This is a genomic window from Streptosporangium sp. H13245, assembly GCF_055690525.1.
In genome coordinates this window covers 300,663-312,906 of record NZ_JBSZKT010000003.1, presented here as the reverse complement: position 1 = coordinate 312,906, position 12,244 = coordinate 300,663, and the positions used below count along the sequence as shown (strand labels likewise).

Sequence of the window (12,244 nt, the reverse complement as noted above, 5' to 3'; positions counted from 1 at the left end):
TGCCTCATGTCCTCACCGTCCTCTCGCCTGCTGCTGCGCGACGCGCGGCTGGGTCCCGGCGGCCCGCTCCGCCACGTCCTGATCACCGGAGGCCGGGTCGCGGAGGTGGCCGCCGAGCCGCCTTCCTGCGACGAGTCGGTCGACCTGGGGGGCGCCACCCTCCTGCCGGGCCTGTGGGACGCCCACGTGCACTCCGCGCAGTGGGCGCAGGCCCGGCGCAGGATCGACCTGACCTCGGCGCGGTCGGCGCGCGAGGCGGTCGACCTCGTCGCACCCCACGCCGGTACGTCCGGTACATCCGGGTTCACGGTCGGCTACGGCTTCCGCGACGGCCTGTGGCCGGACACGCCGCACAAGTCGCTCCTCCAGGCGGCGGCGCCCGGCCGCCCGATCGTCCTGGTCAGCAACGACCTGCACACCGCCTGGTTCAGCCCGGCCGCGCTCGCCGCGATCGGCAGGGGCGAGCACCCGACGGGGGTGCTGCGCGAGCGCGACTGCTACGAGGCGATGGCGGAGATGCCCCCGCCGCCCCGCGCGGAGCTGGACCGCTGGGTGGCCGAGGCCACCACCGCCGCCGCGGCCAGGGGGGTCGTCGGCGTGCTGGACTTCGAGTTCGCCGACAACGTCACCGACTGGACCCGGCGGGTCCGCTCGGAGCGGATCGACGTCCGGGTCGGCTGCTCGATCCCGGTGAACCGGCTGGAGGAGGCGATCGGCCGCGGGCTGCGTACCGGTGAGCCCGTCGCCGGTTCCGGGGGCCTGCTGGAGGTCGGGCCGGTCAAGACGTTCGTGGACGGATCGCTGAACACCAGGACCGCCTACTGCGAGGACCCGTACCCCGGCGGCGGCGACACGCGCGGGCTGCTGGAGACGGCGCCCGAGGAGCTGTACGGCGTGATGGCCCTGGCCGCCGGGCACGGGATCGCCCCGGCGGTGCACGCGATCGGCGACCTGGCGGTGGGCATCGCGCTGGACGCCTTCGAGCGGACCGGCTGCCCGGGCAGGATCGAGCACGCGCAGCTGGTCCGCCCCGAGGACTTCGGGAGGTTCGCCAGGCCCGGCCTGATCGCGGGCGTCCAGCCCGCCCACGCGCCCGACGACCGCGACGTGGCCGACCTGCACTGGCCGGGGCGGACCGGCAGGGCCTTCGCCTACGCCGACCTGCTGGCGGCCGGAGCCGTCATCGAGCTGGGCTCCGACGCCCCGGTGGCGCCGCTCGACCCGTGGGACGGGATCGCCTCAGCCGTGGCCAGGACCGACGACGAGCGCCCGCCGTGGCACCCGGAACAGGCGATCCCGCTGCCGGTGGCGCTCGCGGCGGCCGCCAGGGGACGCGCCGCCGTGCGTCCCGGCGACCCCGCCGACCTGGTGATCACCGAGTACGACCCGGCGGGACTGGACGGGGACGGCCTGCGCCACATGCCGGTCCTCGGCACCCTGCTCGGTGGCCGCTGGACCCACCGCCGCTCCATCTGACCAGCTCTCGTCCGGCCGCCTTCCCCTGACCGGCCCCGTCGGGCACGTCTTCGGGGGCCGGTCCGTTTTCTTTTGGCCGATCCCACCCGGCCGTCTTCCGTGTTCGTGCTCGGGGATCGGGCCGCCTTCTCCTGACCGGTCCCGCCGGGTCCGTCTTCCGTGTTCCGTGTTCGTGCTTGAGGGTCGGTCCGCCTTCTCCTGACCGGTTCCATCCGGCCCGTCTTTCGTGTCCGCCGGGGACCGGTCCGCCCCGCCCTGGCCGGTCCCGTCGGCGATCCCACCTGGCGCGCCTCCCGTATCCGCGCCCCGGGACCGGTCCGCCTTCCTCGCCGTCGTCTGGGCGGGTGCCCGGGTCTGGTAGGACAGGTGGGTGACCCACGCCAGCCCCTCGCCGGACGACGACGCCCTGCTGCCGCTCGACGCCGTCCGCGAGCGGCCCGCGCCCGGCGGTCCCGCGAGGGCGCGGGGCGGAGCGACCAGGGCAGTCAGGGCCGCCAGGGTCGTCAGGGCCGCGGGGACGGCGAGGCCGTCGGGGGTGGCCGAGCCGGTCAGGGGGGTGCCGGAGCCGGCCGCCGAGCTGCCGGTCGCGCGGGTCGTCGTCGACACGCCGCTGCCGCACCTCGACCGGCTGTTCGACTATCTCGTCCCCGCCCCCCTGGACGCCGCCGCCGTGCCGGGGACCAGGGTCCGCGTCCGGTTCGCGGGCAAGCTCGTCGACGGGTTCCTGCTGGAACGGGCGGAGACCACCGAGCACGAGGGAAAGCTGACCCGCCTGGAGAGGATCGTCTCCGCCGAGCCCGTGCTCACCCCGGAGATCGCCGCGCTGGCCCGCGCCGTGGCCGACCGCTACGCCGGGACCATGGCCGACGTCCTGCGCCTGGCCGTCCCGCCCCGCCACGCCAGGGTCGAGGCCGAGACCCCCGCCCCCGTACCCCCGGGCCAGGAGCGACCGGCGGAGGCCGGGCCGGGTCCCTGGGCGGACTACCCGGAGGGGGAGGCGTTCCTGGCGGCCCTGGCGAAGGGAGGCTCCCCCCGCGCGGTGTGGACCGCCCTGCCGGGAACCGGGGAGAACGGCCCCGGGTGGCCGGAGGCGGTCGCGGTTGCCGTACGGGAGACCCTGCGCGGGGGCAGGGGAGCCCTCGTGGTGCTTCCCGACGGCAAGGACGTGGCCCTGCTCGACGCGGCCCTGAGCGCCGTCCTGGAGCCCGGAGCGCACGTGGCGCTCACGGCCGACCTGGGGCCCGCCGAGCGCTACCGGCGGTGGCTGCGGGTGGCCAGGGGGCAGGTGCGGGTCGCGGCCGGCACCAGGGGCGCGGCGTTCGCCCCGGTCAGGGATCTCGGGCTCGCGGTCATCTGGGACGACGGGGACGACCTGCACTCCGAGCGGCTCGCCCCCTACCCCCACGCCAGGGAGGTCCTCGCCCTGCGCGCCCACCAGGGGCGGGCGGGCCTGCTCATCGGGGGACACGCCCGTACGGCGGAGGCCACCCAGCTCATCGCGGCGGGCTGGGCCGGGCCCATCGTCGCGGCCCGCGAGACGGTCAGGGCCAGGGCGCCGAGGGTCCGCCCGGCGGGGGAGGACTCGGAGCTGGCCAGGGACGAGGCCGCCAGGGCCGCCCGGCTGCCCAGCCTCGCCTGGCGGACCCTGCGCGCCGGGCTGGAGAGCGGCCCCGTGCTGGTGCAGGTCCCCCGGCGGGGCTACCTGCCCGCGCTGGCCTGCCAGAGCTGCCGGACCCCCGCCCGCTGCGGGCACTGCGGCGGGCCGTTCGCGCTGCGCGGCGGCCACGTGGCCCCGTACTGCCGCTGGTGCGGCCGGATCGCGGGCGACTGGCGCTGCCCGTCCTGCGGCGGCGCCCGGGTGCGGGCCCTGGTGATCGGCGCCCGCCGTACGGCCGAGGAGCTGGGGCGGGCCTTCCCCTCGGTGCCGGTCAGGACGTCGGGCAGGGACGGGGTGCTCGCCACGGTCGGCGCGGGCCGCGCCCTGGTGGTGGCCACCCCGGGGGCCGAGCCGGTGCCCGAGGGCGGGTACGCGGCCGCGGTGCTGCTGGACGGCTGGGCGCTGCTCGGCCGGCCCGACCTGCGCGCCGCCGAGGAGACGTTGCGCCGGTGGATGAACGCGGCGGCCCTGCTGCGGACCTCGGCCGAGCTGGTCGTGCTGGCCGACTCCTCGCTGGCCGCCGTACAGGCTCTGCTGCGCTGGGATCCGGTGACCCACGCCGAGCGGGAACTGGCCGACAGGACAGAACTCGGTTTCCCCCCGGCGGTGAGAATGGCGACGCTCACCGGATCTCCGGCCGCGGTCAGGGAAATGATCGGCGAGATGGTCCTGCCCCCCGAGGCACAGGTGCTCGGCCCCGTCCCGGTGGCCTCTCCCAAGGGGGACCAAGTGCGGGAACGCGCCATGGTGCGGATCTCGCGGGGCTCCGGATCGGCACTGGCCGCGGCGCTGAAAGGGGCCGCCGGAGTACGCTCCGCGCGCAAGGCTCCGGAGGTGGTCAAGGTATGCATTGACCCCCTAGACGTGATTTGAGTTGTTTCCCCGATTCGCGGTGCTGGCAGTAAGCCGTTAATTTTCCCCTGTGTCGATCGAATGGGTGAATCGGGCCGTAGACGACCTGCGCGCGTGGGGGCGTGCGCACGGCCTGGACGTTGACGTGGACGAGGTGCGGCTGCTCTGCGACTACGCGAGCGACTATCTGGACGTGAACGAGCTGGGTGACTTCACCCCTGTCGCCTTCGAGGAGCTGCTGCTCAACATCTATCCGCGCAAGGTCATCGCCCCCCCGGAGAGTGCCCCCGAGACCGTCGCCGCCGCCCGTACCCTGGTCGACTTCCTGCTCGCCACCGAGGAGATCGGCGGCAAGATGGCCGTCCGGATGAGGAGCGTCCTCGACCGCATCGAGCCCGAGATGCCCATCGCCCTCGCCGACACCTCCCGGTTCGGCATGGCCAAGAGCCTCTTCAGCGCGATGGGCGCCGACTCGCTGGAGCGGGCCACCGAGAGCACTGAGAGTGGTTTTCTCTCCGTCTCGGCGGTGCAGGAGGAGCCCGCCGTCGACCACTGCGACTGCCCCGGCTGCTCGCCCCTGCCGCCCGTACGGCTGGCCCCCCGCGAGACGCTCGCCCAGAACGCCCTGCGGGTGCCGCTGGTGACCGACGCGCGCAGGCTGGTCCAGTGGATGCTCGCCGGGGGCCGCACCCCGACCCTCAAGGGCCGCCTCAGGGTCCGCGACGCCGCCGAGGCGGCCGCGCAGCTCTCGGTGGCCGACCCCGGCCTGCTGTGGGAGCTCGCGGTCCACACCGGCCTGGTCGAGGTCGAGGGCACCGCCATCTTCGACGGCGAGGACTTCGACCCGCTCGACGTCTGGGCCGCGACGGTCGAGTTCGTCGTCGAGAAGGAGACCGGCGGCGCCGCGACGGGCGACGTCTCCCTCGACGAGGAGCTCTACGGCCTGTGCGACATGCTCTACCGCCTCCAGGCGCCCGTGCCGATCTCCCTCGTCGGGGAGTATCTGGAGGAGATCGGCCTGGTCGAGAACGGCGAGATCGACGTCCCCGAGGCCGTCAGGCGGCTCGCCTACTGCGGGATGGCCGAGCCGAGCGACGAACTGCTGGAGCTCACCCCGCTGGCCCTGTGGGGACTGCACGAGCTCTACACCGACCTGGGCATCGAGGCGCCAGAGGCGGCCGACCTGACCGTCGCCGACGCGCCCGAGCTCATCGAGGGGCTGCTCTCCGGAATGCCCGCCGAGATGGCCGAGGCCGACATCGGGGGCTGGCTGGAGAACAGGACACCGGCGCAGGCGGTCACCGAGCTGCTCGGCTCCGTCTCCGGCGCCCCCTCGGTCGCCAGGGGCGTCGCGGTGACGATCGTCGACCGCCTCGGCCCCGACGCCGAGGAGGCCGTGCGCGCCTTCCTGGAGGAACCGGAGCTGCGCCCGCACGCCGTCCACTGGCTGAGCTCGCGGGGCCTGGCGGCCCCCGCGCTCACCCAGGAGGAGGTGCTCTGGATGAGCGTGGACATGCTCGCCCTGGCCATGCCCGCCGCCGAGGAGGATCCGGAGACGTTCGCCGAGAACATGTCCGCCTCCGGCCCCCCGCCACACGTGATCGAGGAGATGTGGCGGGTCGACCATCCGGAGGTCGTCGACGTCCTTGAGCTGCTCGGACGCTCCCTCAGAGATCACGGAGCGGCCAAGGCGGCCCGCAAGGCGGCTTTCAAGGCACGTTCCCGCGCCATCGGCTGAGCCGTGTATGCGTGAGGCGCGAGTGCAGTAAGTTTCACGGGTGGCAAAGAGCGGGAACAGTGGGAACGTCTTCGACATCGGCGAACTGCGCAGGCTGGTCGACGAGCTGGGAACGGCGCCACGCGAGCTGCGGGCGGCCGTTCTGGAGGAGTCCGTCACCGCCACGGGCCGAGGCCGCCCCCCGCGCGGCGACGCGCTGAGCTTCCCCCCCGTCGACCTCGCCTCCGACGCGGAGCTGGCCGCGCTGGTGCCGTACGTGCCGCTGGTGATCGACGCCCAGCGCCTGGCCGCCTGGACCGGCGCCCGCCAGGTGACCCCCGAGGGCCTGCTTCCCGACCCGTTCGCGCCCTGCGCCGAGCTGGGCCTGCCGGGCCCCGCGCGGCTGCACCTGCTCTGGGTGGTCGCGGTCAACACCGGCATGCTCCGCATCTCCCGGGGCCGGGTGACGCCGGGACCGCTCACGCTCTCCCCCGACCTGCCCTCCCGGGCGCTGCTGGGATTCTGGGACGGGGTGGTCATGGACGTCCTCGACCGCGCCGACGACGACCTGACCGGCTCCCCGGTGATCGACGACCACCTGGCCGAGATGCTCGCCACGCTGTACGCCGTGCGCGAGGGGCTGTCCACCGCGACCCTGGCGAAGGGCGTCCTGCAGTCGCACCAGGTGGCCTGCGGGGCCCGCCAGGCGGAGATGCGGACGCTGGCCTCCGCGCTTCCCGCCCAGCTGGAGTCGGCCCTGTCGCTCCTGGCCTACTGCGGGCTGGTCGAGACCTCGCGGGCGGGCCGGCCGAGGCTCACCCCGCTCGGCATGTGGGCCGTCCGCCAGGACCTGATGCGCGAGGGCCACGACGCGCCGACGGGCGCCGAGGTCGCGGTCTTCACCGACCTGGGCGCGCCCGAGCTGGTCGAGGCGATCATGAAGGGGTCCGCCGCGCCCAGCGCCGTCACGGTGTGGCTGGAGTCCCGCCACCCCGAGGCCGCCGCCCGCGAGCTGGTCAAGGTCGCCGCCTCGGGCACGGCCGGCCGCCGTGGCGCCGTGGGCACGATCCTGGAGGAGCTCGGCCCCGAGGCCGAGGCCCCGCTGCGGGAGGCGCTCTCCGAGCCCGCCATGTGGCGCTACGCCGCCTCCTGGCTGCACATCCGCGACCTGTCCGCGCCCGCCCTCACGCCCGCCGACAACACCTGGCTCGCGGTCGACTCGCTCGCCTCGCTGCTTGAACGCGGCGACGCCTCCGAGGCGATCTGCGAGTTCGACGCGCTCGAACCCGGCGAGGACCTCGTCCGCGTGATCGAGGAGATGGCCGTGGTGGACCACCCCGACACCTTCGCCGTGCTGGACCTGCTGGGCTCCCGCCACGGCGACGCGACGGTGGCCAAGTCCGCCCGCAAGGCCGCGATGAAGGCCCGCTCCCGCTGAGCACGGCCCCGGCCGTCCCTGAGAAGGCCCGGGGGAGGCGGCCGTCGCCCTTAGACTGGGGCAATCCCCTGAAGCGTGAGGAGATCCCTGTTGGCCATTCAGCCGATCCGCCTTTTCGGCGACCCGGTGCTGCGCACTCCCGCCGAGCCGGTCAAGGACTTCGACAAGGAGCTGCGCAAGCTCGTCAAGGACCTCACCGACACGATGATGGACGCGCCGGGGGCCGGGCTGGCGGCGCCGCAGATCGGGGTCGGCCTGCGGGTCTTCACCTACTACGTGGACGACCAGGTCGGGCATCTGATCAACCCCAACCTCGACCTGTCCGACGACAGGGACGAGGAGGGGGAGGAGGGCTGCCTGTCGTTCCCCGGCCTGTCCTTTCCCACGCCCAGGGCGATCCGGGCCGTGGCGACCGGCTTCACCATGCACGGCGAGCCGGTGACCCTTGAGGGCACCGACCTGATGGCCCGCTGCTTCCAGCACGAGACCGACCACCTGGACGGCGTGCTGTTCATCGACCGGATGGACGTCAAGCAGCGCAAACTCGCCATGAAGGCGATCCGCGAGGCCGACTGGAACGGGCTGTCGGCCCCCGCGTTCAAGTTCTCCCCGCACGCCACCCAAGGGAAGGCTCTGTAGGAACCTTGCGCCTGGTCTTCGCCGGAACCCCGGACACCGCCCTGCCCTCGCTGCGGGCTCTGATCGACTCGCCTCGCCACGACGTCGTCGCCGTCGTCACGCGCCCGGACGCCCAGTCGGGCCGGGGCCGCAAGGTCCACCCGAGTCCCGTCGCCGAACTCGCCGAGGAGACGGGCATCGAGGTGCTCAGGCCGCCCAAGGCGGGTGACCCGGACTTCCTCGACCGGCTGAGGGAGCTCGCCCCCGACTGCTGCCCGGTGGTCGCCTACGGCGCGCTCCTGCCGCAGGCCGCCCTGGACATCCCCCGGCACGGCTGGGTCAACCTCCACTTCTCGCTGCTGCCCGCCTGGCGTGGCGCGGCGCCGGTGCAGCACGCCGTGCTCCACGGTGACGCGATCACCGGGGCGGCCACCTTCCAGATCGTCAAGGAGCTGGACGCGGGCCCGGTCTACGGCGTGGTCACCGAGGAGATCCGCACCGCAGACACCAGCGGGGAGCTGCTCGCCCGGCTCGCCGAGTCCGGCGCGGGGCTGCTGGCGGCCACCCTCGACGGGATCGAGGACGGCAAGCTGGAGGCCGTGCCGCAGCCCGCGGAGGGGGTGAGCCTCGCCCCGAAGATCAGCGTCGACGACGCCAGGGTCGATTGGTCCGCGCCCGCCATGCGGGTCGACCGCCTGGTCCGCGCCTGCGCCCCCGCCCCGGGCGCGTGGACGGAGTTCCGTGGCCAGCGGATCAAGCTGGGTCCCGTACGACCGGCCCCCGGCGCCCCCGACCTGGCCCCCGGCCGGATCGCGGCGTCCAAGAACTCCGTCCTGGTGGGCACCGCCACCCACCCGGTCGAGCTGGGCGAGGTGCAGCCGCAGGGCAAGCGCCTGATGGGCGCGGGGGAGTGGGCCCGCGGCGTGCGGCCCACCGACGAGGATCGGCTGGCCTGAAGATCATGAGCAGTGGTAACGGCCGTAACGTCCCGCGCGGCGGGGACCACGGCCCGGCGGGCCGCTCACGCGGCGCCGGAGGCAGGGGCAGGGGCGGACGGCCGCCCAAGCCGGTCCGCGACGAGGCGCGCAACGCCGCGTACGACCTGATGCGCGCCGTCGACGAGCGGGACGCCTACGCCAACCTGCTGATGCCCGCGCTGCTGCGCGAGCGCCGCCTCTCCGGGCGCGACGCGGGCCTGGCCACCGAGCTGGCCTACGGCACCCTGCGCGGCCTCGGCACCTACGACGAGATCATCGCGGCCTGCAGCGACCGGGCGCCGGAGGACGTCGACCCGCCGCTGCTCGACGCCGTCCGCCTGGGTGTGCACCAGCTGCTCAAGACGCGGGTCCCCCCGCACGCCGCCGTCGGCACCACGGTCGACCTGGTGCGGCTGCGCGTGGGCATCGGCGCGTCGAAGTACGCCAACGCGGTGCTGCGCAAGGTCTCCACCCGCTCCCTGGAGCAGTGGATCCCGATCGTGGCGCCCGACCCGGCCGACGACCCGGTGGGTCACCTGGCGGTCGCCCACAGCCACCCGAGGTGGATCGTCGACGCCCTGCGCGACGCCGTGGGCGGCGACTTCGAGGAGACGGCCGCCCTGCTCGCGGCCGACAACGAGCGTCCCAAGGTGACCCTGGTCGCCCGCCCCGGCCGCTCGTCGGTCGAGGAGCTCCTCGACGCGGGCGCGGAACCCGCCAGATACTCCCCGTACGCGGCCTACCTGCCCGAGGGTGACCCCGGCGCGGTCCTCGCCGTGGCCGAGTCGCGGGCGGCCGTCCAGGACGAGGCGAGCCAGCTCGTCGCGCTGGCCCTGACGCGGGTCCCGGTGGAGGGCTCAGACTCCCGCTGGCTCGACCTGTGCGCGGGTCCCGGCGGCAAGGCGGGCCTGCTCGACGCCATCGCGACCCGAGGCGACGAGGCGGGCCTGGGCGGCCTCGGTGCGGAAAGACCCGTCCTGGCCGCGACACCCGGGCCGGTCACGGGCATGGCCCCGGCCATGGGGGCGGGCCCGGTGGCCTTCCCCGGCGGGGCACGGCTGCTCGCGGCCGAGCTGCAGTACCACCGGGCGCGGCTGGTGTGGCAGACGACCCGGCAGGCCGCGGTGATCACCGCGGACGGCACCGCGCCCGCCTGGCGGCCCGGGGTCTTCGACCGGGTCATGCTCGACGCCCCCTGCACCGGCCTGGGCGCGCTGCGCCGCCGCCCCGAGGCCCGCTGGCGCCGCGATCCCCGGAGCCTGCCCGAGCTGGGCAGGCTCCAGCGTGCCCTGCTCGACTCGGCGATCGACGCGGTACGGCCCGGTGGCGTCGTCGCGTACGTGACCTGCTCGCCGCACCTGGCCGAGACCGTGGCCGTGGTCGGCGACGTCCTGCGCCGCCGCGACGACGTCGAGGCGCTGGACGCCCGCGACCACCTCCCCGAGGTCGAGGGGCTGGGCGAGGGCCCCTACGCGCGGTTCTGGCCGCACCGGCACGGCACCGACGCCATGTTCCTGGCCCTGCTGCGCCGCCGCTGAACGGGCGCTCGGGGCATCGTCGCAGGTCAGAGGGTATGACCTGGGCATATATGGGCACCGCACGCTGTTCGACTGAATGTAACTGCTTCCGAAAAGGATGCGGAGTCGTTGAAATGTGCGGAATCTGCGGATGGGTGGACTTCGAGCGCGATCTCCGGCAGTCACGGGCCGCCGCGCAGGCCATGACCGACACCATGGCCTGCCGAGGACCCGACGACGAGGGGCTGTGGCTCGCCCCGCACGCCGCGATAGGTCACCGGCGCCTGGCCATCATCGACATCCAGGGCGGACGCCAGCCGATGGTCGCGGACGAGGACGGGCAGGATCTCGCCGTCCTCACCTACAGCGGTGAGATCTACAACTTCATCGAACTACGCGCGGAACTGGCCGCCCGGGGCCACCGCTTCCGGACCCAGAGCGACACCGAGGTCCTGCTGCGGGCCTATCTCGAATGGGGCGAGGGTTTCGCCGAACGGCTGAACGGCATGTTCGCCTTCGCGATCTGGGACGCCCGCCGCGAGGAGCTCCTGCTCGTCAGGGACCGGATGGGCATCAAGCCGCTGTACTACTACCCGCTGCCCAGCGGCGTGCTGTTCGGCTCCGAGCCCAAGGCGATCCTCGCCAATCCGCTGATCAGGACGCCCACGGTCGACGCGGACGGCCTGCGCGAGCTGATCGCCTTCGTCAAGACCCCGGAACGCGCCGTCTACCAGGGCATGTACGAGGTGCGCCCCGGCCACACCGTCCGGGTGACCCGCGACTTCCTGTGCCGCCGCCCCTACTGGCGCCTGGAGTCCCACGAGCACCCCGACGACCTCGCCACCACCGTCGGGACCGTACGCGAGCTGCTGGACGACATCGTCACCCGCCAGCTCATCTCCGACGTGCCGCTGTGCACCCTGCTCTCCGGCGGCCTCGACTCCAGCACCGTCACGGCACTCGCCGCGCTCGGCCTGGAGGGGCAGGGGGCGGGGAAGGTCAGGTCGTTCTCCGTCGACTTCGCCGGATACAGCGAGAACTTCAAGCCCGACGAGATGCGCGACACCCCCGACGCGCCGTACGTGCACGACGTCGTGCGGCACATCGGCGCCGACCACACCGACATCGTCCTGGACTCCTCGGACCTCATGGAGCCCGCGGTGCGCGCCGCGGTCCTGAGGGCGCGTGACCTGCCGATCGGCATCGGCGACATGGACACCTCCCTCTACCTGCTGTTCCGCGCCATCCGGGGCCACTCCACGGTGGCGCTGTCCGGCGAGTCCGCCGACGAGGTCTTCGGCGGCTACCGGTGGTTCTTCGACCCCGAGGCGGTCTCCGCCGACACCTTCCCGTGGCTGGTGGCCCCCGGGTTCGGGCGGTTCGCCGGGGTGGGGGCGCTCCTCGACGAGGACCTGGCCCGCAAGCTGGACATTCCCGGCTACCGCGCCGACAGCTACCGGCAGGCGCTTGACGAGGTGCCCCGGCTGCCCGGCGAGGAGGGCCTGGAGCGGCGCATGCGGGAGATCTCCTACCTGCACCTCACCCGGTTCGTGCAGATCCTGCTGGACCGCAAGGACCGGATGAGCATGGCCGTCGGGCTGGAGGTCCGGGTGCCGTTCTGCGACCACCGGCTGGTGGAGTACGTCTTCAACGCCCCCTGGGCGATGAAGACCTTCGACGGGCAGGAGAAGAGCCTGCTGCGCGCCGCCGCCGCGGACGTCCTGCCGCCCTCGGTCGTCGGGCGCCGCAAGAGCCCCTACCCCTCGACGCAGGACCCCTCCTACGAGCAGGCCGTCGGCGCGGAGGTGTCCCGGCTGCTCGGCGACCGGAACGTCGCCGCCGCGCCGTTCATCGACCTGGACAAGGTACGGGCCGTGATCGACCGGCCGGAGGCGGCCGGTGGTCCCACGGGCGGCCGGGCGTCGCTGGAGGGGCTGCTCCAGTTCAACGCCTGGCTGGAGAGGTACCGCGTCCGGGTCAACATCTGACCCG

8 protein-coding genes are annotated in these 12,244 nt (G+C 74.0%); all 8 read left to right on the top strand.

What is annotated here, in order from left to right; translation table 11 throughout:
* Window positions 1-6 precede the first annotated feature (6 nt).
* The 8 genes from ACW9TB_RS08250 to asnB all read left to right on the top strand — a co-directional run bounded on the left by ACW9TB_RS08250 (window position 7) and on the right by asnB (window position 12,240).
* Entirely contained in the window at window positions 7-1,476 is a 1,470-nt protein-coding gene (locus ACW9TB_RS08250) for an amidohydrolase (protein ID WP_472747332.1), read from the top strand.
* 370 nt (window positions 1,477-1,846) lie between these two features.
* Window positions 1,847-4,006: a primosomal protein N' gene (locus ACW9TB_RS08245; protein ID WP_472747331.1), complete on the top strand. Its 2,160-nt coding sequence runs from the start codon at window positions 1,847-1,849 to the stop codon at window positions 4,004-4,006.
* A 64-nt stretch (window positions 4,007-4,070) separates the two neighbouring features.
* On the top strand, window positions 4,071-5,723 hold the full coding sequence (locus tag ACW9TB_RS08240; protein ID WP_472747330.1) for a hypothetical protein: 1,653 nt from the start codon (window positions 4,071-4,073) through the stop codon (window positions 5,721-5,723).
* Between the two features lie 40 nt (window positions 5,724-5,763).
* On the top strand, window positions 5,764-7,140 hold the full coding sequence (locus tag ACW9TB_RS08235) for a hypothetical protein (protein ID WP_472747329.1): 1,377 nt from the start codon (window positions 5,764-5,766) through the stop codon (window positions 7,138-7,140).
* A gap of 90 nt (window positions 7,141-7,230) precedes the next feature.
* Window positions 7,231-7,779 (top strand): peptide deformylase, encoded by a 549-nt coding sequence (gene def, locus ACW9TB_RS08230; RefSeq protein WP_472747328.1) that lies wholly within the window; start codon window positions 7,231-7,233, stop codon window positions 7,777-7,779.
* Window positions 7,780-7,784: 5 nt separating this feature from the next.
* On the top strand, window positions 7,785-8,714 hold the full coding sequence (gene fmt, locus ACW9TB_RS08225; protein ID WP_472747327.1) for a methionyl-tRNA formyltransferase: 930 nt from the start codon (window positions 7,785-7,787) through the stop codon (window positions 8,712-8,714).
* Window positions 8,715-8,719: 5 nt separating this feature from the next.
* Window positions 8,720-10,273 carry an RsmB/NOP family class I SAM-dependent RNA methyltransferase gene (locus ACW9TB_RS08220; RefSeq protein WP_472747326.1) on the top strand — a complete coding sequence of 518 codons (1,554 nt, stop codon included), beginning with the start codon at window positions 8,720-8,722 and terminating at the stop codon, window positions 10,271-10,273.
* 113 nt (window positions 10,274-10,386) lie between these two features.
* A complete protein-coding gene (gene asnB / locus ACW9TB_RS08215; RefSeq protein WP_472747325.1) occupies window positions 10,387-12,240 on the top strand; it encodes an asparagine synthase (glutamine-hydrolyzing) in 1,854 nt (617 codons plus the stop codon).
* The last annotated feature ends 4 nt before the right edge of the window (window positions 12,241-12,244 follow it).

What these genes read in the sequence shown, in the direction of transcription:
- ACW9TB_RS08220 (WP_472747326.1), top strand. Translation starts at nt 8,720, where the DNA reads ATGAGCAGTGGTAACGGCCGTAACGTCCCGCGCGGCGGGGACCACGGC.
- ACW9TB_RS08250 (WP_472747332.1), top strand. Translation starts at nt 7, where the DNA reads ATGTCCTCACCGTCCTCTCGCCTGCTGCTGCGCGACGCGCGGCTGGGT.
- asnB (WP_472747325.1), top strand. Translation starts at nt 10,387, where the DNA reads ATGTGCGGAATCTGCGGATGGGTGGACTTCGAGCGCGATCTCCGGCAG.